Source organism: Amycolatopsis orientalis DSM 43388, from assembly GCF_000411975.1.
GTDB lineage: Bacteria > Actinomycetota > Actinomycetes > Mycobacteriales > Pseudonocardiaceae > Amycolatopsis > Amycolatopsis orientalis_D.
Genome location: NZ_ASXG01000103.1, coordinates 21,409 through 43,584 on the forward strand (window position 1 = coordinate 21,409; position 22,176 = coordinate 43,584).

Genomic DNA, 22,176 nt, shown 5'->3' on the forward strand with positions numbered 1-22,176 from the left:
TGGCAGGCGAGACAATTCGAGGAAGGAGCGTGTTCGATGACCCGGGAAGGCTGAATCTCTTGGTGCGCGGTGGATCCACGGCGGTGCGAGGTTGATACGGCGGGTTTGCGGCGAGCGATTCAGGAAACGCGGACACAGTGCGTTCACGGCGATCCGAGGAGGCGGATTCGGAACGGTGGTTGCGCGGCAGCTCGTTTCAGGTTGCGGATTTGCGGTGGCTTGCCTGAAACTGCGCTAAGCCGAGGTGGCATTTCGGTGCTGCGCTAGGTCGCCGCAACGCGGGGTCGACGACACAGTGCAGGGCTACCCGATGCCGTGCGGCTGACGTGTCGAATCCGCTGCGATGGCGGGTTCAGTGCGATGTGGTTACCGCGACGTGCGCGCGCGGCGCGGTAACTGCCGCTTCGGACTCGGCGGGGTGCTGGGTATCTGCCGCTTCCGACTCGGCGGGGCGCGGGTTATTGCCTTGCTGGCCAAGGCAATGCGATTGCTGCTGTCCATGCAAGGCGTTGCGGTCTGGCGAGGTCGTGGCGGACGTTCCCGTTGCAGCCTGCAGGTCATGGCCGCTCGCGACTGCGGTTCGCCACCCTCGCAGCTGCGGTATCGACCGTTGCGGGATCGCTGGCTCGCTGCCGACCGCCGCGGTTGACCGCGTACGGTGGCGCGACCGCGCAAACCCGCTGCGCGAGAACGCGCCCGCATAGCGGCTCACTCCAGCGCACGGCTGCGGTTTACGCCTTCGCAGCTGCGGTGCCGACGACTGCGGCATCGTGCGCTGCCGACCGCTGCGGGTTGGCAGCGCACGGCGGGCCACCGGTGCGGCTGCGGAAACCCGCGGCGCGACAACGCGTCCGCCTAACCGCTCACCCCAGCACGCGAGTGCCCCTTCACCACCCCGCAGCTGCGGCACCGACGGTCGCGGCATCGCTCACTGCTGCCCGCCGCGGGTTGGCAGCGCACAGCGGGCCACCGGTGCGACTGCGGAAACCCGCTGCGCGACAACGCATCCGCCTAACCGCTCACCCCAGCACGCGAGTGCCCCTTCACCACCCCGCAGCTGCGGCACCGACGGTCGCGGCATCGCTCACTGCCGCCCGCCGCGGGTTGGCAGCGCACAGCGGGCCACCGGTGCGACTGCGGAAACCCGCCGCGCGACAACGCATCCGCCTAACCGCTCACCCCAGCGCGCGAGCGCCGTTCACCACCCCGCAGCTGCGGCACCAACGGTCGCCGCATCGCTCACTGCCGCCCACCGCGGGTTGGCAGCCCACAGCGGGCCACCGCTGCCACTGCGGAAACCCGCCGCGCGACAACGCATCCGCCTAACCGCTCACCCCAGCGCGCGAGTGCCCTTCACCACCCCGCAGCTGCGATACCAACGGTCGCGACATCACCGCCGCACTTAACCGCGCACCACAGCCAACCAGCACGACCACGCAAACCCGCCGCACAACAACGCGTCCACCTAACCGATCACTCCAGCGGCAGATCGAACGCGACAAGCGTGCCCAAACTCGGCGAGGAATTGAGGAAAAACCGACCACCAGCAGCATCGGCACGTTCGGCGAGATGCCGGAGCCCCCGGGTCGCCACGCCTTGCGGCACCCCGGATCCGTTGTCCCGCACGCGAAGCTTCACTCCTTCGGCGTCGCGGGTCAGCGTCACGCGGGTTTCGCTCGCGCCGGAGTGTCGGACCACATTGGACAGTGCCTCGCGCAACGCGGCCCGGATGTGGTCGGCTCGTTCGGCCGGGATGTCGGCGAATTCGCCGGACAGCTCGAGGGTCGGCGGATACCCGAGCAGTTCGCCGGCGATGCGCACTTCGCCGCGCGCGGATTCGGCGAGGTCGGTCGGGCTGGCGGGATCGTGGCGCGGCTCGGGCGAGCGCAGCGCCCGCACGGTGCCGCGGATTTCCTCGATGGTCTGGTCCAGCTGATCGATCGCGTCGGACAGCCGGGCCCCGTCGGCCTGTGCGAAGCGTTTCCGCATGTTGCGGCGGACGCGGTCCAGCTGCATGCCGGTGCCGTAGAGCCGTTGGACGATCACGTCGTGCAGCTCGCGGGCGATGCGTTCGCGCTCCTGGTAGAGGGTCACGCGATGCCGCGCGTTCGCGCCCTCGGCCAGCGCGAGCACCACCCCGGCCTGCGCCGCGAACGCCGCGAGCATCTCGACCGTGCCCGCGGAAAACGGCTCGCGCCCCTGCCGTCGATACACCGTGAGCGCGCCGAGCACCCGCCCGCCGGAGCCGAACGGCGCGGCCGCGAACGGCCCGTATCCCCGCAGTTCATCGGGTACATACGGGGCCGTGCGCGGATCGACGATGAAGTCCTCCGCCGCGATCGGCTCGCTGCCGCGCGCGACCCGGCCCGCCGCGGAATCCGTCTCGAGCGTTAGCCCGCGCAAGTCCCCGACCGGGCCGCGTTCGACGTCGCCCGCCGGCACCTCGGCGAGCAAACCGTCGACCCCGTACGCCGCCTCGACCACGACGCGCCCGTCGTCGGCGCTGACCATCGCCAGCCCAAGGTCGGCGTCGGCCAGTTCAACGGCCCTGGCCACGACTGTTTCCAGCACCCCCTCCGGGTCGTCCCCGGACAGCGCGGTGCTGGTGATCTCCGTGGCCGCGGAAAGGGCGCGCGCGGCGAGTGTCGGGTCCATGAGCAACTCCGACCTTAGCGCGGCCCCCTGCCCCAGACCCGAAATCGTGACCGTCACCAACAACCCTCCGTCACGCCGCCACCCGCGGCAACGCCCGACGCACGACGCGCCCGTCCCGGACCTCGAAAACAATGTCCGCTTGCAGCTCTTCATCCGCATTGTGCGTTACGTGCACGACCGTCCGTCCCGCGAGTTCGGCCCGCAACGTCGCCCGCAAAGCCCGCGCCGTCGGCTCATCGAGATGCGACGTCGGCTCGTCCAGCAACACCAACTCCGCCGACGGAGCCGCCAGCAACGCCCGCGCCACCGCCACCCGCTGCGCCTGCCCACCGGACAACCCGGCCCCGGCGCTGTCGAGCACGGTCTCCAGATCGAGCTCCGGCAACTGCGCCTGATCGAGCACCCGCCGCAAATCGGCCGTCTCCGCCAGCGGATCCGCGAGCCGCAAATTCTCCGCCACGGTGGTCGACACAAGCATCGGCTCCTGCGGCGCCCAAGCCACCTTCCTCGGCACAGCAACCTCGCCCTTGCGCGGCTGAAGGAACCCCAGCAAGGCCGCCACCAACGTCGACTTCCCCGCCCCGCTCGGCCCGACAACCGCCACATAAGCCCCGGCCGGCACACTCAGGTCGACGTCATTCAGCACCGCCTCGCCGCCAGGCCACCCCAGCTCAGCCCCCCGCAACCAGACCGCGGCTGGGCTATCCAAATCCGACTCAGCCGTAAACTGAGCGGCCTCGGCGCTCGCGCGCGCAACCGCGGGAACGGCTCCCTCTCGCAGGTCCTCAGACCCAGTCACGAACTGCCCGCCACCAGTGACCGCCGCAGCATCCGTCCTGCGCAAACGCTCCGGCTCGCCGACCACCCCGCCAAGCCGACCCCGCGCCGCCCGTAGCGTGTCCCAGTGCACTGCCGCCTGTGGCAGCAGCGCCAGCACCTCCGCCAGCGCCAGCGGCACCAATGCCAGCAGCGGAGCCATCACCCCCGCCAGCTCACCGCGGCTGACCGCCCCGGCAGCCAGCATCGTGCTGACCACCGCGGCCGCCCCGGTCGACAGGGTGATCAGCGCATCTGCCGCCCCCGCACCGAACGCCTGCCGGCGGGTGTCGGCCGCCAGCTGGGTATCCGTCGAGGCAAGCTCGCGACGACGCGAAGCCGCCCGGCCGTAAGCGAGCAGCTCTGCCGCTGCGGAGAACAGGACCAAGACCCGCGCCGCGACGTCACGTCGTCCGGCGGCGAGGGCCGAAGTCGCCCGTCGCTCCAATTGCAGCGCGACCGCCGGTGCTGCCAAGCCCACCAACACGGTGAGCGCCAGCACCAAACCGGCCGACGGCAGCACCACCGTCTGCACCGCGATCGCCCCGGCTGCGACCAGCCCGACCACGATCGGTGGCGACACGACGCGCGGCAGCAGATCCCGCACCGTATCGACGTCCGTCACCAGCCGCCGCTGGCTCTCCCCGGCTTCGAGGCTGCGCGCCGGACCCAAGCGCACCAACGCATTCCACAGTCGAACCCGCAGCCGGCCTGCGATGCGGAAGGCGGCGTCGTGGGTCACGAGTCGTTCGACATACCGCAGTCCCGCACGGCCGAGTCCGAAGGCGCGCACCCCGACAACTGCGACAGTCAGGGTCAAAATCGGCGGCTGCAACGACGCTTTGGCGATCAGCCAGCCAGAAGTCGCGGTGAGCGCGATCCCGGCCAGCAGCGCCAAGGCACCCAGCAGGGCACCGGAGAAAAGCCGTCGATCAAGGATCAGGTGCCAGGGAAGCGGTCGCGCCTCCACATTGTCCGAAGTGGACTCGACCACCGCCGCAGGAGCTGAGTCCGTAACGGCCACCGCAGCGGAACGTTCGTGAGCAGCTATTACCGCCGCCGCACCGTTTTTCACCGCTCGTTCGACGGCGTCCATCACCCGCCGCGCGTTGACGTCGTCCAGGTGCGCGGTCGGCTCGTCCAGAAGCAGCAACCACGCACCCGACTGGACTCGCAGCAACGCCCGAGCGACCGCGACGTGCTGGCGTTGGCCCTGGGAAAGCCGGTCGACCGGACGGTCGGCGAGGCCGTGCAGGCCCAGTTCAGCGAGCATGGCATCGACGTCCGCCCCGGCGACCGCGAGTTCTTCCCGCACCGTCCCGCCGCTGAAAACCGGCGACTGCGGGACCCACGCGATACCCGCGCGCCAGCGTTCGAGGTCGGCTTCGGCCAGCGGAACGTCCCCAGCCAGCACCGCCCCGTCATAGGACAGCACGAAGCCCAGCAGCGTCGCCAGCGTGGTCGATTTACCGCCACCGCTTGGCGCGCGCAGCCACACGATCTCGCCGCGCCGGACGGAGAAACTCTCGCCGTCCGGGGCAAAACCGCCGCGTCGGGCGACTTTGAGGTCGGACACAACCAACGCTCCACCGGGCGCGGTCCGCGTCCCTTCGGCCGGGACTGGCTCCGCGAGCACCGCGGTCACCCGGCGGACCGCTTCCACGCCGTCCTCGCTCGCGTGGAAAGCCGCGCCGACCGCGCGAATCGGCTGGTAGCACTCGGGAGCGAGGATCAGCACGCCGAGTCCGATCGTCAGCGGGAGCGATCCCGACACCAGCCGGACGCCGATGACGACGGCCACCAGCGCGACCGAGAGCGTCGCGGCGAGTTCGAGCACGAACGCCGAGGAGAACGCGACTCGCAACGTCTTGAGTGTCGCGCGACGGTGCCGGTCCGACAGCTTTCGCACGGTCTCGGCCTGTGCGTCGGCCCGCCGGAACGCGGTGAGCACTGGCAACGCCCGCACCAGTTCGAGCAGCAGGCCGGACATCCGGTGCACCGCGTCCGTCGCGCCGGATACGCGGTCGGCGGTGAATTTTCCGACCAGGATCGCGAACATCGGCAGCAGCGGGACCGTGGCGGCGATGATCACCGCTGACGGCCAGTCTGTCCACAGGATCGCCGCGCCTGCCGCGAGCGGGACGACTGCCGCGGTGACGAGCGCGGGCAGGTACTCGCGGAAGTAGGAGTCGAGCGCGTCGAGGCCGCGCGTGACGAGCGTCGTGAGTTCGCCGTGGCCGCGCCGGGCGAGCCATTCCGGTCCGAGGCGCAACGCGTGGTCGACGACGCGGGCCCGCAGGTCGCGTTGCGCGGTCGCGGCGGCGCGAGCGGAGACCACCCGCACCGCCCAGCTGGTGCCCGCCCGGCCCACGACGAACGCGAACAAAACAGCCAACTGGACGGTGCGGCCCCCGATCCCCTGGGAAACCACGTCGGCGAGCAGGTCCGCTAGCAGAAAGGCTTGTCCGACCAGGAAAACCGCGTTCCCGAGCGAGAGCACCGCGACCAGGATCAGCGCCCGGCGCGCGGCCGGCCCGAGAGCCGAGAGCGCGCCGAGCGGACCCTTGCCCGGCCGCACTGGGTCCAGGGCGGACCTCGTGGCGGAAAGGGGTGCGCGGCCGGGAAGCTTCGTCATGGTGCGTGCACCGCCGGGATGTGCTGGACGCCGATGCGCCTGCGGAAAACCCAGTAGGTCCAGCCTTGGTAAATCAGCACGGCTGGCGCCCCGAACGCGCCGACCCAGGTCATCACGGTCAGCGTGTAGTGGCTGACCGCGCTGTTCGTGATGGTCAGCGAATGCGCCGGGTCGAGGGTGGACGGCAGGACGTTCGGGTAGAGCGCGCCGAAGAACGTCACCGCGGCGGCCGTGATGACGACCGCGAGCGCGGCGAATGCCTGGCCGTCACGGTCGACGTAGAGCCGCAGCCACGCCACCGCGGCGGCGAGGACGACGATCACCAGCGAGACGAGCGTCCACAGTTTGCCCTCGCGGACCTGGACGACCACGAGGAACGCGACCAGCGGCAGGAGCCCGACCGGGAGGATTCGCAGCGCGATGGTCCGCGCCCGTTCCCGCAGGTCGCCGGTCGTTTTCAGCGCCAGGAACGCCGCGCCGTGCACGAGCGAGAACCCGACGATGGCGACCGCGCCCAGCAGCGTGTCCCACCGGACCGATTCGAACGGCGAGCCGACGCGGTTGCCGTGCGCGTCGAGCGGCAGGCCGAGCACGGTGGTCGCGAGCAGCAGCCCGACGCCCAGCGGCGGGATCCAGGAACCGATGATGATCACGCGGTCCCAGACGCGCCGCCAGCGTTCGGAGTCGACCTTGCCGCGGTACTCGAACGCGACGCCGCGCCCGATCAGCGCGAGGAGGACGAGCAGCAGCGGGAGGTAGGCACCGGAGAAAAGGGAGGCGTACCAGCCGGGGAACGCCGCGAAGGTCGCGCCGGCCGCGACGATCAGCCAGACCTCGTTGCCGTCCCAGACCGGTCCGATCGTGTTGACGAGGACGCGCCGCTCGGTGTTCGTCTTCCCGAGGACCGGCAGCAGCATCCCGACGCCGAAGTCGAAGCCTTCGAGGAAGAGATACCCCAGCCAGAACAGCGCGACGATCGCGAACCACAGCGTTTCGAGTGTCATCCCCACTCACCTCGTCCGGCGTTTGCCGACGTCATCCGGTCGGCCACCGGGTTGTCCCCACGATGGCCCTGAGTTATCCACAACCCACCGAGTTGTCCACAGATTTGCTGTGGGTAACCCGCGAGAGCCACCGCACGATTACGCTGGGTACGGGGCGTCCCCCCGGTGAGGGTGGGGGCTGCGTAGGCGCGCGAAGGGGTTGGGGCGAGAGTTCGGGGCGCTTGGTGCCGCGAGGCAGTGCGGCCTGAAGTTCGCCCGGTCGTGGTCGGGGACGCGAGGTGGGGACTGGCGGCGGGCGGGTTCGTTTCGGCGGCCGCGAGCGGCAGACCGTTCATCTCCACCTCCGTCTGTTCAGCACCAGCACCAGCACTCGTCCAGGCCAGTGGAGCGGGCCGCGCCCAGACCCGGCCCTCCGGGTCTTCTGGCGGCACCCCGGCCCGCTCCACCGGGTCAGTAGGCGAACGAAAGCGCCTGGTCATCGGAATCCTCGGAATCATCAGAACCGTCGGAAGCGGCGGCGGGCGGCATCACGGCGTCCACCCCGCCCCGGATGTACTTGCGCATCAGGTACAGCTCGACCACGCCCAGCACCGCATACAGCACCGTCAACGAGATCAGCGACGTCAGCACCTCGCCGGCGGTCAGCTTCGACACCGCCTGCGCGGTGAACATCCACATTCCCTCGACGCCGGTCGGATTCGGCGCGACCACGAACGGCTGGCGGCCCATCTCGGTGAAGATCCAGCCCGCGCTGTTGCCGATGAACGGCGTCGTGATGCCGCCCAGCACCAGCAGCGGGAACCAGCGTCCGCCGGGAATCCGGCCGCGCCGGGTGAGCCACAGGGCCAGCAGTCCGATGCCCGCCGAGATCGCGCCGAAGCCGATCATGATCCGGAAGCCCCAGTACGTCACCGGCAGGCTCGGCACGTAGTCGATCGGCTTGCCCGCGAGCGCGCCGAGCGCCGGGTCGTCCGGGTAGTTCGTGCCGTATTTCGCCTGGTATTCCGAAACCAGGTTCTCCACGCCCTTGACCTCGGTGGAGAAGTCGTTGTGCGCCAAGAAGGACAGCAGCGCGGGCACGTTGAACGTCTTGACGTCCTCGCAGTTGGCATTGGCCACGTCGCCGACCGCGATGATCGAGAAGCTCGCCGGCTTTTCCGTGTGGCACAACGCTTCCGCCGACGCCATTTTCATCGGCTGCTGCTCGAACATCAGCTTGCCCTGCATGTCGCCGGTGATCGCGAGCACCGCGAACGCCACCACGCCGACCCAGCCGCCGAGCCGCAGCGACGAGCGCCAGACGTCGCGGTGTTCGTCCGACTCCGCACGCTTCCGCCACATATGCCATCCGGCCACGCCGACCAGGAACGCCGCCGCCACCGAGAACGCGCCCGCGAGCGTGTGCGGGATCGCGGCGAGCGCCGTGTTGTTCGTGAGCACCGCGCCGATCGAGTTCATCGTCGGCTTGCCGTTCACGAACTCGACGCCGACCGGGTGCTGCATCCACGAGTTCGCGGCGAGGATGAAGTACGCCGAGGCCATCGTGGCCAGGGAGAACGCCCAGGCGCACGCCAGGTGGACCCATTTGGGCAGCCGGTCCCAGCCGAAGATCCACAGGCCGAGGAAGACCGATTCGACGAAGAACGCGAGCAGGCCTTCCATCGCGAGCGGCGCGCCGAACACGTCGCCGACGAACCGGGAGTAGGCGCTCCAGCTCATCCCGAACTGGAACTCCTGGACGATCCCGGTCACCACGCCCATCGCGAAGTTGACGAGCAGCAGCTTGCCCCAGAACTTCGTCATCTTGAGGTGCCGCGGATTGCCGGTGCGCACCCAGGCCGTCTGCATGGCCGCGACCAGCACCGAAAGTCCGATGGTCAGCGGGACCATCAGGAAGTGGTAGACGGTGGTGATGCCGAACTGCCACCGCGCGAGCTCAAGGACATCCACGGGTTCGATCCTCCGCGCCCGCCCCCGCGCCAGCCAGTTCAACACGTCCTGAACTAGCCGGGACCAACGTCCCGCCGACCTGCTGGAATCCGGTCCCGGACCCCCGGCCAGCTACCCCCGATCAGGTGGCTAGCGCGTCTCTTCCACCAGCCACGACAGATACCGCGGGCTGCCGCCGACGATCGGCGTGACGATCACCTCGGGCAGGTCGTAGGGATGCCGCACGTTCAGGAACTCCTCCAGCGCGCCGGACCGGTCCGCGGCCGTCTTGCACTCGACCCGCCATTCGGCCGCCGTCTGCACCTCGTCCTCCCACCGGAAGACGCTGGTGATCGGCCCCACGATCTGGGCGCACGCGGCGAGCCGGGCCTCGATGGCGCTCGCCGCGATGGTGCGCGCGGCGGCTTCGGAGTCGACGGTGGTGATGACGACGACGTGGTCAGCAGACATGACCCGCACCGTACCGCAGCCGGAAAAAAGAATTCGGCGCACCGAAAAAAATTCTCCGGCAAACCGGCGGCGAGCATTCTGCCGACCTGATCAGGCAATTCGCGAAACCCATCAGCTTGCGGGTTTCTGAATCTCCCCTTTATCGTTGCAGGGAAAGGGGTGAGCCCGAGCCCATGTCTCCCGCAATGATCGCTCTGTTCAGCGCGTTCGGCCTGGTCCTGGCCGTCGAGCTGCCGGACAAGACGCTCGTGGCGACGCTCGTGCTCACCACCCGTTTCCGCGCCTGGCCGGTATTCGCCGGAGTATGCGCGGCGTTCGCCGCGCAATGCGTGATCGCGGTCGCTTTCGGAAGTCTGCTCACGCTCTTGCCGGAAACTCTTGTTTCGCTGCTGGTCGCCGGGATGTTCGGCGTCGGCGCGTTCCTGCTGCTGCGCGAGGGCTTCCGCGAAGGCAGCGAAGCTGGCGAGGACGCGTCGCGGTCCGGGCCCGGGCCGGTGTCGTTCCTGCGCTCCGCGCTCACGTCGTTCGGCGTGCTCTTCGCCGCGGAGTGGGGCGACGCCTCCCAGCTGGCCACCGCCGGTCTCGTCGCGCGCCTCGGCAACCCGTTCGCGGTCGGCCTCGGCGCCTTCGTCGCGCTGGTGTCGGTCGCCGGGCTGGCGGTGTTCATCGGCGCGAAGATCCGCGACCGGATCCGGCCGAAGCTGATCCAGCGGGCGGCCGGCTTCGTGTTCGCCGGTTTCGCCGCGTTCGCGCTGGCCCAGCTGCTCTGGTAACGGCCGTTTCACAGGAACGCCAGGTAACCTCTTCGGAACCCCCGAACGAGGACCAGGTGAACCCCCGGTGACGCCATGGTCTCTGCCGTGACCGCCGAGGAGTGCCCGTGCCGACCACTTCCAGCGCCGCCGTGTCGCCGGTGCACGGGCGGCTCGCGCTGGTCGGCATCGGGGCGGCCGTCGTCATCGCCACCGACCTGCACTTGCGGCTCTCCGCGCAAATCAGCCCGATCTGGCAGACGCTGTCGGAGTACGTCTACGGCAGGCTCGGCGACCACTCGGCGGCGCGGCTGTTCACCGTCATGTGCCTGGCGCTCGCGCTGGGCTCGCTCGCGTTGCTGGCCGGGCTCGTCAAAGCGCGCCGCTCGCCCGCCGTCGTCGTCCTGCTCGGCGTGTGGTGCGCCGGCCTCACGATCTGCGCGACGGTCCCGGTCGACCCCAATGGCGAAGCCCGCTCCTTCGACGGCCAGCTGCACAACGCCGCCGCCCTCACCGCGTTCCTCGCGCTCCCCACGGCCGCCTGGCTGCTGACCCGCCGCGGCGGGCGATCGTGCCCGTGGGAGCCGCGCCGCACCACGATCCGGAGGCTGGCCGTCGCGAGTTTCGCCAGCGTGGCGGTGGTGCTGGGCGGCTTCGTGTGCACCCTGATCACCGGGCCCGCGCAGCAGGAAGTGACGCTCGGACTGTTCGAGCGGCTGCTGTTCACGGTCGACCTGGCGCTGCTGCTGACCATGGTCCGGCCGCTGGTCGCCGCGTCCCGTCGCTAGGTCCGCAGCACCTCGGCCAAGTTCGCGGCGGCCGCTACCGTCAACGGCCCGACCTCGTCCGCAGCCAACGGCTCCAGCGAGATCACCCCGACGCTCGCCCGCAGTCCCGGAACCCCACGCACCGGCGCGGCGACGCCCGAAGCACCGGCCTCGATCTCGCCGGTCGAAACGCTCCACCGGTCAGCGCCGCCGGGCCGCAACGCCATCGCCCGCCCCGCCGCGCCCGCGGTGAGCGCGTGCCGGCTGCCGACCCGGTACGCCACGTGGTAGCTCGTCCACGACGGCTCCACGACTGCGACAGCCTGCGCGTGATCGCCTTGCGCCACCGTCAGATGCGCCGTCGCGCCGACCTTCTCGGCCAGCTCGCGCAGCACCGGCCGCGCGGCCTCGCGCAGCTGCGGCAGGACTTGACCGGCCAGCCGCAGCACTCCGACGCCGAGCCGCACCTTCGTGCCGTCTCGCCAGATCAGGCCGCGCTCGGCCAACGGGACCAGCAGCCGGTACACCGCCGCGCGGCTCGCGCCGATGGCCACCGCGAGTTCGGAGATGGTCGCCGCCTGCTCGCCCGAATCGGCCACCGCTTGCAGCAGCGCCAGGCCGCGGTCGAGGGTCAGCGACCCCTCCCTGCTCACAACAGCTCGAGTTCACCCAGGTCGGCCACCGGCTCGGCGAACGACGCCGCCGCGTACGACCCGAAGAGTTCCCGTACCGCCTTCGCGGCCGGCTCGGGCAACGCACGGGCTTCGTCCGCGAGCGCCTTGCCATCGGTCGATGCCAGCGCCGCGCGGACGTCGCCGCCGGACAGGCAGCGCGCCGACGCGACGAGCAGATTCAGGAAGCCGTGGTGGGTGAAGCCGGTCTCCGGGTCGACGTGCCGGACCGCGCGGTGCAGGCTGTTCGTCGCCTTGAACGACGCCCCCGGCGAGCCGCTGACCACGGACAGGAAGTCGGCGACCTCGTCCACGCTGGGGAAGTTCTCGCCCGCCTTGCCGCCGCAGCGGATCTTCGGCCAGCTGCCGTGCTCGATCACGTTGCGGACGCCGTCGAGCCAGCCGACGCCGCGCCGCGGTTCGACGACCCGGATGACGTCCTCGGGCACGAACTCCGAGACGCGTTCCAGCCACACCTCGTCGACGTCGGACGGCGCGGGCATCTCCACCATTCGCAGCGACAGCAGCTCGCTGCGCGATTCGACGATCGAGATCGCCTTCGGAACGCCGCCGAGCCCGGTGTCGATGATCAGCGACAGCGGCAGCGGCTCCTTGGGCTTGATCTTGATCAGCTCGGTGATCAGCTCCGGCAGCCGCGAGGCCTGGCACAGGAAAACCCCGAGCACCCCGGCGTGTTCCCCGCTGCGCGACTCGAAGTACGCGCGCAGCGCCTCCGGCATCGCGACGTCCGCAGGCGGGAAGAGCGCCGAGTCGTCGACGAGCCGCGCGAACAGGGGAGGAATTCCACGGGGGCCGGGGGGCGTGAGTTCCACAGCGCTTGACACGACTGACACGCTAGTAGCGTACGGCAAGGGGACAAAATCGTTCGCTCTGCGGACGCCTCTCGATATCCCTTCGACACCGGAGCACCCGGCCCCCATGGCCGAAGCCATCCGCTCCGGCCCCGCAGCCGATCCGCTGACCAGCATTTTCCCGTCCCGTGGGTGATCTTCCCGCGCGCCCTTCCCTTCGCGTGCCAATTCAGGTTAGGCTCACCTAAGTAGGAGGTGAGCCGTGACCGAGGCACCCGTATCCGTGCGCCGCCCGCCCGCGCCGAACCCCGCCGAACGCGCCAAGACGATCGCGACCCGCGGCGGCCCGGCGACGATCATGCCGACCGTCGAAAACGCCGGCTGCGAGGCCGAACGCGTCGAGCCAGTCCTGCATCACGTGCACCACAGCGGAAGCGTCAGCATTCTTCTGCCGGACGAGCACCAGATGGTGCGCGCGTCCCGGCAGGCACAACGCGGCGAGCTCGCCGTCATGGTCGAGCTCGCCGACCACGCCCCAGTGGCGCTGCGGGAACCGGTCCGCGGCCTGCTGTGGATCACCGGATGGCTCCGGCCGCTCACGGAGGTGTCGGCCCGCGCACGTGCGGTGTCGATCGCCGAACAGCGGCCGGACCACCGGCTCCTCGACGTCGGGCACGGCCTCACGCTGCTCCGGCTGACCCCGGCGTCACTGGTCCTCGCCGACGCGGAGGGCACGCATTCGCTCCGGCCGCACATGTTCAGCGCGGCCCCGCCGGACCCGTTCCACGACTACGAGGCGGAATGGCTGCGGCACCTGGAAAGCGACCATCCGGACGTCGTGGAACAGCTGGCCCGGCACCTGCCCGCGGACCTGCGCGGCGGCCGGATCCGCCCGCTCGGCCTCGACCGGTACGGCCTGCGCCTGCGCGTCGAGTCGACGGCGGGCGACCACGACGTCCGCCTCGCCTTCTCCCGCACGGTCGACAGCCCGCCGCAGCTGGCCGCGGAACTGCGCCGCCTGCTCGGCTGCCCGTTCCTGCGCGGCGAGGCCTGACCGGTCAGTCCTCGGCCAGCTCCGGAGGGAAGCCGCCGGTCGCGATCGGCCCCCACCGGTCGATCGTGATCCGGATCAGGCTCTTGCCCTGCTTGCGCATCGCCTCGCGGTACTCGTCCCAGTCCGGGTGCTCACCGGAGATGCTGCGGAAGTAGTCGACCAGCGGCTCGACCGAATCCGGCAGGTCGATCACCTCCGCGGTCCCGTCGACCTGCACCCACGGGCCGTTCCACTCGTCCGACAGCACGCACACCGACACCTTCGGCTCGCGCCGGAGGTTGACCGCCTTCGCGCGCTTCGGGTAGGTCGCGATGACGATGCGGCCCTCGTCGTCGACGCCGCAGGTGTTCGGGGACAGCTGGGGCCGCCCGTCGGCGCGGGTGGTCACCAGGATCGCGCGGTGGCGCGGCTTCAGGAACGCGACCAGTTCGGCGCGTTCGACCTTCGTGTTGGTGGCGATAGTCCTCGGCATACCCCGACGGTAGCGTGCGTTCATGCGCACCACAGAGCGTTCCGGAGGGCCGTCCGGCCTGCGATCCTGGCTCAACCCGGCACTTCCGGCGTTCCCGGCTCAGCTCACCGACCCCGCGCAGCGGCGGGCGGTCAAGATCGAGCTGGTCCTGGTCTTCGGCATCACGCTCGGGATGTCCGGCGCGCGCAGCCTGCTGTCCCTTGTGGACTCTTTGCTGCGGCCGACCCCGTTGGCGCAGCAGCAAGTGCAGCTCAACGTCCCGCGCGCCGCGGCGAGTCTGCTGGACCTGCTCCAGCAACTGCTCAGCGCCGCCCAGCTGGTCGGCTGGGGCGGGCTCGGGCTGTACCTGCTGTGGCGGGCCGGGCTGAAACTGCGCGAAATCGGCCTGAGCCGCCGCATCCGTTCGGACGCGCTGATCACGGTCGGGATCGCCGCGTTGATCGGCATCCCCGGGCTCGCGCTGTACTTCGTTTCGTACCACCTCGGGTTCAGCCTCGCGGTGCAACCGTCCACTTTGGGCGATACCTGGTGGCGGCCGATCGCGCTGACGCTTTCCGCGTTCGGCAACGCCTTCGCCGAGGAAGTGCTCGTGATCGGCTACCTGCTCACGCGGCTGCGGCAACTCGGCGTGCGGGAGAACGCGTCGCTGTTCGGCGCCGCGGTGCTGCGCGGCTCCTACCACCTGTACCAAGGGTTCGGCGGGTTCGTCGGCAACCTCGTGATGGGCCTGGTGTTCGGCCGGGTGTGGCAGCGGACCAACCGGCTGTGGCCGCTCATCGCCGCGCACACTTTGTTCGATGTGGTGTCCTTCGTCGGCTATTCGTTGCTGAAAGGCCGTCTTTCCTGGCTCCCGTGAGGCCCGCTCATTAGGCTCGCACTTCGTGAGCGAGACGAGCGAGATGACCGCACCTCCCCGGGTGGACAGCGAAGTCGGGCCGCTTCGGGCAGTCCTGCTGCACCGGCCGGGAAACGAGCTGAAACGGCTCACGCCCCGCAACAACGACAAGCTGCTTTTCGACTCCATCCCGTGGGTGAGCCGCGCCCAGCAGGAGCACGACGCGTTCGCCGACGTCCTGCGCGGACGCGGCGTCGAGGTGCTGCTGCTGGCCGACGTTCTCCGCACCGCGCTGGAAGACCAGCGCGCGCACGCCGCCGGGGTGCACGCCGCGGTGGACGACCGGCGTCTCGGCAACGATCTCGCGGACTCCCTCAGGTCGCATCTGACGAGCGTCGACGCGCCAACGCTTGCTGAAGTCCTGATGGCCGGCATGACGTTCGAGGAGCTGCCGTCCGCCGAGGGCGCGTCTTTGGTGCGGATGATGCACCATCCGCGCGACTTTGCCGTCGATCCACTGCCCAATCTGCTGTTCACCCGCGATTCGTCCGTGTGGATCGGCGACCGCGTCGCGATCTCGTCGCTGACCATGCCGGCGCGGCGGCGGGAAACGGCAGTCCTCGACCTCATTTACGCCTACCATCCGCGCTTCCGCCACGCCGCCCGCGCTTACGGCGCGCATTCCGCGCCGATCGAAGGCGGCGATGTGATGCTGCTGGCCCCCGGCGTCGTCGCGATCGGAGTCGGCGAACGCACGACTCCGGCCGGCGCCGAATCGCTCGCTCGTTCCGTATTCTCCGACGGCCTCGCGCATACCGTCCTCGCGGTGCCGATCGAACAATCCCGCGCGACAATGCATCTCGACACGGTATGCACGATGGTCGATGTCGACGCCGTCGTGATGTATCCGCTCGCGCGCGATTCCCTGACCGCGTTCACGCTCAAGCCGACCGGCGACGGCGGCGTGAAAGTGGCCGGCCCGACGCCGTTTCTCGAAGCGGCCGCGGAAGCGATGGAGATCGACCGGCTGCGGGTGATCGACACCGGCCTCGACCCGGTCACCGCCGAGCGCGAGCAGTGGGACGACGGCAACAACACGCTGGCACTGACCCCGGGCGTGGTCGTGGGGTACGAACGGAACGCGGAGACCAACGAGCGGCTCACCGAGGCGGGGATCGAGGTGCTGCCGATCACCGGGTCCGAACTCGGGTCCGGCCGCGGCGGCCCGCGCTGCATGTCGTGCCCGGTGCGCCGTGATCCCCCGCCGAAGCGGCACTGATCCCCGCGCCGGCGAAGTTAGCCTTTCCTTAATAAGGGCAGACACATTAAGGGAAGGCTAACCAAAATAAGTATTTCCTTCTTGAGGAATGGTAACCCTAATAGGGTGGAGATCACCAGCCAAAAGTGGAAAACAATGCGCCATTGACGTACCGTGATGGACATGGCCCTCACGAAGAAAGAACCGCGCTCCAAGTTCTACGAACTGCTGCAGGCGCAGATTCACAACGAGTTCAACGCCTCCCAGCAGTACATCGCGCTCGCGGTCTGGTTCGACAACGAGGACCTGCCGCAGCTCGCGAAGCACTTCTACAAGCAGTCGGTGGAGGAGCGCAATCACGCGATGGCGCTAGTCCAGTACATGCTCGACCGCGACCACCACGTCGAGATCCCCGGCACCGGCGAGGTTCGCAACGAGTTCTCCGCCCCGCTCGAGCTGATCGAGCTCGCGCTGGAGCAGGAGAAGGAGGTCGCCGCCGACATCTCCGCGCTCGCGAAGGCCGCCCGGGCCGAGGAGGACTACATCAGCGAGCAGTTCGTCCAGTGGTTCCTCAAGGAGCAGGTCGAGGAGATCTCCCAGATGTCGACGCTGGTCACGGTCGCGCGCCGCGCGGGTGACAACGTCTACGAGATCGAGAAGTTCCTGCACCGCGAGGCCGTCGGCGACACCGGCGCGGACTCGGGGATGCCCCCGGTCGCCGGTGGCGCGCTGTAACGCGCAAAGCCAGCCTGGAAGCCCGGTTGTCCCCAGTGTGGACAACCGGGCTTCCGCATGTGGATAACTTCAGCGCCGCTCGTAATGCGCGATGAGCACCCCGGTGGTGGTCGCGACGCTTCCGGTAAGCGAAAACTCGGCCCTCGGCGCCGGTCCCTCGAACAGCCGCGCGCCGCGGCCGAGCGTCAGCGGGTGGATCAGGAACGTGTAGCGGTCGACCAGTCCGGCGGCGTGCAGCGCGCGTACCAGCGAAACGCTGCCGATGATCGAAAGATCCTTGCCGGGCGAGTTTTTCAGCCCCGCCACGGTCTCCACCGCGGAACCGCGCAGCAGCACCGAGTTCTGCCAAGCGTCCGCGTTTTCCAGAGTCGTGGAGACGACGTACTTCGTCGCCGCGTTCATGTGCGTGGTGAACGGATTCCCGTCCGTCCGCGGGCCCCACGCCGTGGCGAAGTCCTCCCAGGTCCGCCGGCCGAACAGCATGTCCCCAGGACGGCTCATGCCCTTCGCCATTTCGCGCGCCATCACGTCGTCGCTGTAGCCGTTGCCCCAACCGCCTAGGTCGAACCCACCGCGCGTGTCCTCGTCCTCGCGGCCGAGGCCTTGGACGACGCCGTCGAGGGTGCTGCTCAAGGTGACGCTGATCGAACGCATCGGGGATGTCCTTCCGCTTCCGCGGGCCGCCGGCCGGCCCGTCACCCGCTACACGAGCGGCGCGGGGCCGGATCGACATCGGCCCGCGGAAATTTATCCGCCGGTGCAGTCCTGCGTCTTCGCCCGGACCTCGATCCCCTCGACCGCCCCGTCCGAGTTCAGCGTGAAGTGGTACGTCCCCTGGTCACCGGTCGGCGACACGAGCGCGCTCCCCGACTCCGACGTACCCGGATAAGTCGCGGTGACCTGGTCTTTCGGCGACCCCTCGCCGACCCCTTCCGGCGTGTGCGCGGCCCCGTCGGGCTTCACCGCGACGACGCCGCTCTCTTTCGACACGACGGCCGTCGCGTCGGGCGTCCCGGCACCGCTGACGTCGTAGTAAGTGCAGCCAGCCGACTCTTTCACCGCCGCGAGCTTCATGCCCTGGTCCGCGAGCTGTTGCTCGGTCATGCCGAGCTTCACCGCGCCCACGCCGTCCGCGGTCACCAGCGCTCCGGCAGCGGCCTTGGTCGGCGTGGTCTGCGGCGGCGCGGACTTCGTGCGATGCGGACGCGCGGGCGGCACCGGCGGGTCGGCGACAGTGGTCTCCATCGGCGGGGGCGGCGCTTGCACCTGCGTCGATTCGGCGCTCGACGGCGGCTCGGGTGCCGAGGAGGGCAGCTCGGGCTGGGTCGAAGCGACCGGCTGGGCGGCGACGCCGGTCGTCGCGGGCTGGGTGCGCAACTGGATCGCCACCAGCCCGGCCGACGCCACCGCGAGGACGCACGCCGCCCCGGCCGCGGACGTCAGGATCCGCTGCCGGCGCCGCCGCTTGCGCGCGCCCGCCACGATGGCCGACGCGGCGTCCTCGGCGGGTTCGACGGCCAGCCGGTCATCGGCGAGGAGGGCGCGGAGCCGCAGTTCCAGATCGTCGGGCTCGCTCACCCGGCGTCGCCTCCTTCCTGGTTCCTCAGTTTCGCCCGCAACGACGCGATCGCCTTGCTCGCTTGGCTTTTCACCGTCCCCTGGCTGATGTTCAGCGCTTGGGCGATCTCCACTTCGGACAGTCCTTCGTAGTACCGCAACACCATCACCGTGCGCTGCCGCGGCGGGAGGTCGCGCAGCGCCTGCCACAGCGGCTCGTGCTCGAACGGATCCTTCGGCGCGCACGGGCTGGTGTCGGGCAGGTCCGCGACGAGGTTCTCCCGGCGCGTCCGGCGCCAGCGGCTGACGTGCGCGTTCGCCATCGAACGCCGCACGTACGCCAGCGGGTCGCCGGTCTTCTGCTGCACGTACGACCAGCGTGCGCCGATCTTCTCGAGCACGGTCTGGACGAGGTCCGCCGCGTCGTGCGGGTTCCCGGTGAGCACGTGGCCGTAGCGGAGCAGTCCAGGCAAAGCCTCGCGCACGAACTCGCCGAAGTCCGTGATGGCGTTGGCGGCTTCCGCCCGCGATCCGGCCCAGGGCGGATCTTCGCCCGCAAGGGGCAATGCGGCTGCCGTCACCGTATCGCCCCCTCCCCGGATGACCGCGTCGAGCGACGGTTGCTCGTCATCCCCACCACGCATGAGCGCCCCCGAGGGTTGTCCCGCCTCCGTCGCTACTTTCCGTAGCTGTGGACAACCGAGGTCAGCGCACGGAAAGCGACTCGGGCAGCTTCAAGGCACCGTCCGCGTCAGTGGGGAAATCGTGTACCGCGACCACAGCGTTTCGCGGGACCGGGCCGTAGATGTGCGGGAACAGGATCCCGCGCGGGTCCGGAGGAGCCCCGTCCTCCCAGCGGACCGGCGCGTCGACCAGCTCGGGGTCGATTTCCAGCAGCACCAGGCCGGGTTGGCCGCGGTAGAGCGCGTTGGCGGGCAGGGCGACCGTGCCCGGGTCCGAGCAGTGGATGAAGCCGGCGTCGTCGAGCGAGGGAGCGCGGTATTCGCCGTCGGCGGGCACCGCGGCCCACGCGTCGCGCGTGCAGATGTGGAGAATCACGCGGCGATCATCCACCTGTGGACAACTGAGGTCGAGTTGTCCACAGGTGGATAACTCAGCGAATGGTGAGCTGCCGCCCGATCAGACCGTCGCGGGCGCGCCGCTCGGCGGCGTTGAGCGGTTCGGAGTCGAGCGATTTGAGCGCCTCGTCCAGCCGGGCGCCGAGCTGGTCCTTGGGCTCGGCCCACTCCCGGGCGTGCGCCTCGGGGTCGAGGTCCCACACCGGGACGAGCAGGCCGTGCGCACGGAACGACCCGGCGTACCGGGTGCCCTCGCCGAGCCCGAGGGTGCCCGCCGCGGACAGCCGCGCAAGCGCTTGCAGCAGCAGGTTCTCCGGTTCCGGGCGGACCCAGCGCAGGTGCGCCTTCTCGCCGGCGAGCACCCAGTAGGCACCGGAGCCGAGCCGGTCGGTGGGCATGATCGCGGCGTTCGCGCGCTCGAGGGAGACCGCGACGTCGCCGGTCGCGTCCGCGTCCTCGGGCAGCCACCACGCGAAGTCGCTGTGGAGTTCGACCTCCAGCTCCGCACTCGGCACGAGCAGGTCCTGGAGCCGGTTGCGCTCGTCCGGGTCGGTGGGCGAGGCGGTGTCCGGCACCGACAGCACGTCGCCCGGTTCGGCGTCGAGCAACCAGCGCAGCGCACGGCCGAGGTCGCGGCTGATGTCGGAGGACCGCGTCTGCACCTGGAGGCCGAGGAAGCGCTCGCCGTCCGAGCGGACGAACGCCGCGGCGGCCATGGGCAGCACCGTGCCGAGCGTGACGTCGCCGCCGTCGGCGAGTGTCAGCTTCGCCGTTGCCGACGGGACGAACTCGCGCAGCGCGATCAGCTCCGGCTCCGCCGCCAGACCCTCGAAGGGCTGGCCGACGAAGACGTCGCGCACCTTCGGCTTGCGGTCCGGCTTGGGACCCTTCTTACGCGCGCCCTTACCCATGAACAGCCTCCTTGCGAACTCGAGGTCAGACGCTATCGAAGGGATCGGCGGTCCAGGCCCGCGGGTTAGAGTCAGCTCGTGTTCGACCCTCGCGATCCCGCCTTCCTCGCCGACCCGTATCCCGCGTTCGCCGCGCTGCGCGCCGAAGGCGAGGTGCACCAGCACGATGGCTTAGGCATCGCGATCACGGTGTCGCACGCCGCGTCCGCCGCCGTGCTCCGCCATCGCGGTCTCGGCCGCATCTGGACCGACGCGCAGCCGCTCGAACGGTTCGCGTCGTTCAATTTGCTGCACCGCAACTCGCTGCTGGAGAACGAACCGCCCGCGCACACCCGCCTGCGCCGCGTCATCGCGGGCGAATTCGGCCGGGGCCACGTGCAGCGGCTGCGTCCGATGGTCGCGGAACTCGCGGAGTCCATGGTGGACGCCCTGGCCGCGAAAATCGCCGCCGACGGCAGCGCGGACCTGCTCGAACACCTCGCGCAACCGCTCCCGGTAGCGGTCATCGCCGAACTGCTCGGCGTCCCGACGTCGGACGGCCCGCAGCTGGTGACGTGGAGCAACGCGATCGTGAAGATGTACGAATACGGCCTGTCCGAGGAAGGCCGCGACGCCGCCGAACAGGCCGCGGCCGATTTCGTGGCCTACCTGCGCGACGTCGTCGCTGGTGCCCCGAGCGGGATCGTCCGGGACCTGACCGCGAGCGAACTGACCCCCGACGAGGTTGTGGCGACCGCGGTCCTGCTGCTGATGGCCGGCCACGAGGCGACGGTCAACGTGATCGGCAACGGAGTGACCGCGCTGCTCACCCACCGATCGGAATGGGAGCGGCTTAGGTCCGACCCAACGTTGCTGGACTCGGCGGTGGAAGAACTGATCCGCTTCGACGCTCCGTTGCAGCTGTTCGAGCGCACGGCGACCGAGGATGTGGACATCGCCGGTCACCGAGTCGCGAAGGGCACGAAGATCGGCGCGCTGCTGGGTGCGGCGGCTCGGGACCCGAAGGTGTTCGACGCCCCGGACACCCTCGACGTCGGCCGGTCGCCGAACCCACACCTCGGATTCGGGATGGGAATCCATTATTGCGTCGGGGCACCCCTGGCCAGAGTGGAGATCGCGGCCGCGTTGACGGCATTGACCAAGCGCCTGCCGGAATTGCGGCTGGCTGCGGAGCCGGAGCGGAGGCCGGAGTTCGTGATCCGGGGGTTGCGGACTTTGCCGGTGACTGCCTGAGCCCCGCGGGTTCAGGTGGTGAGTGCTGGATAATCGCGGTGGTCTCTTGCTGGGGCGGCGGATTGTCCACAATGGATGATTCTGCTGAGCCGTCGCTTGCCGCACCGCCAGCCGACTCAAGGTCTGCACAACTGCACCACCTGGCCGAGTCGGGACTCGCATCGCCGCACCGCCGGGCGGAGTCGAGGTTCGCATCGCCGCACGACGGGGCCGAGGTTCGCATCGCCGCACGACGGGGCGGAGTTTCGCATCGCCGCACCGCCGACCGGGTCGAGAGCCGCACCGCCGCGCCCGGCCACTCGGCCAGGTCGAGAGCCACACCGCCGCACCGCCAGGCCAAGCCAAGATCTGCATCACCGGACCGTGGAGGGTTAGGCCTTTGCTTGACGCGCAAGCGATCCGCTGAAGCCATTGCTTGGACTCGAGGCGTGGCTGCGGCGGCCAAGGCCGCGCAGGACGCCACGCCGCGGCAACCCGGCAACCCGGCAACCCGGCAACCCGGCAACCCGGCAACCCGGCAACCCGGCAAC

General features: G+C 69.9%; 20 protein-coding genes. 7 read left to right on the forward strand and 13 right to left on the reverse strand.

Going from position 1 to position 22,176, the window contains the following annotated elements:
* Positions 1-1,473: 1,473 nt before the first annotated feature.
* From L942_RS20245 to cutA, 5 genes are all read right to left on the reverse strand, one after another.
* Complete coding sequence (locus L942_RS20245) at positions 1,474-2,655, reverse strand: GAF domain-containing sensor histidine kinase (RefSeq protein ID WP_081655144.1); 1,182 nt, start codon at positions 2,653-2,655, stop codon at positions 1,474-1,476.
* Positions 2,656-2,725: 70 nt separating this feature from the next.
* Positions 2,726-6,106, reverse strand: coding sequence for a thiol reductant ABC exporter subunit CydD (gene cydD / locus L942_RS20250; protein ID WP_051166113.1), 3,381 nt, complete (start codon positions 6,104-6,106; stop codon positions 2,726-2,728).
* Positions 6,103-7,110: a cytochrome d ubiquinol oxidase subunit II gene (gene cydB, locus L942_RS20255; protein ID WP_037362650.1), complete on the reverse strand. Its 1,008-nt coding sequence runs from the start codon at positions 7,108-7,110 to the stop codon at positions 6,103-6,105. The genes cydD and cydB overlap by 4 nt, the downstream gene beginning before the upstream one ends.
* Positions 7,111-7,560: 450 nt before the next feature.
* A complete protein-coding gene (locus tag L942_RS20260) occupies positions 7,561-9,060 on the reverse strand; it encodes a cytochrome ubiquinol oxidase subunit I (RefSeq protein ID WP_037362652.1) in 1,500 nt (499 codons plus the stop codon).
* A 129-nt stretch (positions 9,061-9,189) separates the two neighbouring features.
* Positions 9,190-9,510, reverse strand: coding sequence for a divalent-cation tolerance protein CutA (gene cutA / locus L942_RS20265; protein ID WP_037362654.1), 321 nt, complete (start codon positions 9,508-9,510; stop codon positions 9,190-9,192).
* 185 nt (positions 9,511-9,695) lie between these two features.
* On the opposite strand from cutA, the gene L942_RS20270 reads away from it, so the two are divergent.
* Positions 9,696-10,283, forward strand: coding sequence for a TMEM165/GDT1 family protein (locus tag L942_RS20270; protein WP_037362655.1), 588 nt, complete (start codon positions 9,696-9,698; stop codon positions 10,281-10,283).
* 107 nt (positions 10,284-10,390) lie between these two features.
* Positions 10,391-11,050: a DUF998 domain-containing protein gene (locus L942_RS20275; protein WP_037362657.1), complete on the forward strand. Its 660-nt coding sequence runs from the start codon at positions 10,391-10,393 to the stop codon at positions 11,048-11,050.
* Here L942_RS20275 and L942_RS20280 read toward each other — a convergent pair.
* Positions 11,047-11,682, reverse strand: a complete 636-nt coding sequence (locus tag L942_RS20280; RefSeq protein ID WP_037362658.1) for an IclR family transcriptional regulator — start codon at positions 11,680-11,682, stop codon at positions 11,047-11,049. The genes L942_RS20275 and L942_RS20280 overlap by 4 nt on opposite strands.
* A complete protein-coding gene (locus L942_RS20285; protein WP_268745731.1) occupies positions 11,679-12,533 on the reverse strand; it encodes a hypothetical protein in 855 nt (284 codons plus the stop codon). The genes L942_RS20280 and L942_RS20285 overlap by 4 nt, the downstream gene beginning before the upstream one ends.
* A gap of 241 nt (positions 12,534-12,774) precedes the next feature.
* On the opposite strand from L942_RS20285, the gene L942_RS20290 reads away from it, so the two are divergent.
* On the forward strand, positions 12,775-13,566 hold the full coding sequence (locus L942_RS20290; RefSeq protein WP_037362659.1) for a DUF2470 domain-containing protein: 792 nt from the start codon (positions 12,775-12,777) through the stop codon (positions 13,564-13,566).
* A 4-nt stretch (positions 13,567-13,570) separates the two neighbouring features.
* Here the strand turns inward: L942_RS20290 and L942_RS20295 are convergent, their stop codons facing one another.
* The gene (locus L942_RS20295) at positions 13,571-14,038 is read right to left on the reverse strand and encodes a PPOX class F420-dependent oxidoreductase (protein WP_037362661.1); all 468 of its coding nucleotides are present in this window, start codon (positions 14,036-14,038) and stop codon (positions 13,571-13,573) included.
* A gap of 22 nt (positions 14,039-14,060) precedes the next feature.
* On the opposite strand from L942_RS20295, the gene L942_RS20300 reads away from it, so the two are divergent.
* From L942_RS20300 to L942_RS20310, 3 genes are all read left to right on the forward strand, one after another.
* Positions 14,061-14,894 (forward strand): CPBP family intramembrane glutamic endopeptidase, encoded by an 834-nt coding sequence (locus L942_RS20300; RefSeq protein WP_051166114.1) that lies wholly within the window; start codon positions 14,061-14,063, stop codon positions 14,892-14,894.
* Between the two features lie 61 nt (positions 14,895-14,955).
* On the forward strand, positions 14,956-16,152 hold the full coding sequence (locus tag L942_RS20305) for an arginine deiminase (protein ID WP_037362662.1): 1,197 nt from the start codon (positions 14,956-14,958) through the stop codon (positions 16,150-16,152).
* 162 nt (positions 16,153-16,314) lie between these two features.
* Positions 16,315-16,866, forward strand: a complete 552-nt coding sequence (locus L942_RS20310) for a ferritin (RefSeq protein ID WP_037362685.1) — start codon at positions 16,315-16,317, stop codon at positions 16,864-16,866.
* A gap of 69 nt (positions 16,867-16,935) precedes the next feature.
* On the opposite strand, the gene L942_RS20315 is transcribed toward L942_RS20310, so the two are convergent.
* The 5 genes from L942_RS20315 to L942_RS20335 all read right to left on the reverse strand — a co-directional run bounded on the left by L942_RS20315 (position 16,936) and on the right by L942_RS20335 (position 20,413).
* On the reverse strand, positions 16,936-17,520 hold the full coding sequence (locus L942_RS20315; protein WP_037362664.1) for a dihydrofolate reductase family protein: 585 nt from the start codon (positions 17,518-17,520) through the stop codon (positions 16,936-16,938).
* 93 nt (positions 17,521-17,613) lie between these two features.
* Positions 17,614-18,444: a hypothetical protein gene (locus L942_RS20320; protein ID WP_037362666.1), complete on the reverse strand. Its 831-nt coding sequence runs from the start codon at positions 18,442-18,444 to the stop codon at positions 17,614-17,616.
* Positions 18,441-19,004 carry a SigE family RNA polymerase sigma factor gene (locus tag L942_RS20325; RefSeq protein WP_235079272.1) on the reverse strand — a complete coding sequence of 188 codons (564 nt, stop codon included), beginning with the start codon at positions 19,002-19,004 and terminating at the stop codon, positions 18,441-18,443. The genes L942_RS20320 and L942_RS20325 overlap by 4 nt, the downstream gene beginning before the upstream one ends.
* Before the next feature lie 124 nt (positions 19,005-19,128).
* The gene (locus L942_RS20330; protein WP_037362667.1) at positions 19,129-19,482 is read right to left on the reverse strand and encodes a DUF952 domain-containing protein; all 354 of its coding nucleotides are present in this window, start codon (positions 19,480-19,482) and stop codon (positions 19,129-19,131) included.
* A gap of 55 nt (positions 19,483-19,537) precedes the next feature.
* Complete coding sequence (locus tag L942_RS20335; RefSeq protein ID WP_037362669.1) at positions 19,538-20,413, reverse strand: DUF5926 family protein; 876 nt, start codon at positions 20,411-20,413, stop codon at positions 19,538-19,540.
* A gap of 78 nt (positions 20,414-20,491) precedes the next feature.
* On the opposite strand from L942_RS20335, the gene L942_RS20340 reads away from it, so the two are divergent.
* Positions 20,492-21,646 (forward strand): cytochrome P450, encoded by a 1,155-nt coding sequence (locus tag L942_RS20340; protein ID WP_037362671.1) that lies wholly within the window; start codon positions 20,492-20,494, stop codon positions 21,644-21,646.
* Positions 21,647-22,176 lie beyond the last annotated feature (530 nt).

What these genes read in the sequence shown, in the direction of transcription:
- L942_RS20245 (WP_081655144.1), bottom strand. Translation starts at nt 2,655, where the DNA reads ATGGACCCGACACTCGCCGCGCGCGCCCTTTCCGCGGCCACGGAGATC.
- cydD (WP_051166113.1), bottom strand. Translation starts at nt 6,106, where the DNA reads ATGACGAAGCTTCCCGGCCGCGCACCCCTTTCCGCCACGAGGTCCGCC.
- cydB (WP_037362650.1), bottom strand. Translation starts at nt 7,110, where the DNA reads ATGACACTCGAAACGCTGTGGTTCGCGATCGTCGCGCTGTTCTGGCTG.
- cutA (WP_037362654.1), bottom strand. Translation starts at nt 9,510, where the DNA reads ATGTCTGCTGACCACGTCGTCGTCATCACCACCGTCGACTCCGAAGCC.
- L942_RS20270 (WP_037362655.1), top strand. Translation starts at nt 9,696, where the DNA reads ATGATCGCTCTGTTCAGCGCGTTCGGCCTGGTCCTGGCCGTCGAGCTG.
- L942_RS20295 (WP_037362661.1), bottom strand. Translation starts at nt 14,038, where the DNA reads ATGCCGAGGACTATCGCCACCAACACGAAGGTCGAACGCGCCGAACTG.
- L942_RS20300 (WP_051166114.1), top strand. Translation starts at nt 14,061, where the DNA reads ATGCGCACCACAGAGCGTTCCGGAGGGCCGTCCGGCCTGCGATCCTGG.
- L942_RS20310 (WP_037362685.1), top strand. Translation starts at nt 16,315, where the DNA reads ATGGCCCTCACGAAGAAAGAACCGCGCTCCAAGTTCTACGAACTGCTG.
- L942_RS20315 (WP_037362664.1), bottom strand. Translation starts at nt 17,520, where the DNA reads ATGCGTTCGATCAGCGTCACCTTGAGCAGCACCCTCGACGGCGTCGTC.
- L942_RS20335 (WP_037362669.1), bottom strand. Translation starts at nt 20,413, where the DNA reads ATGGGTAAGGGCGCGCGTAAGAAGGGTCCCAAGCCGGACCGCAAGCCG.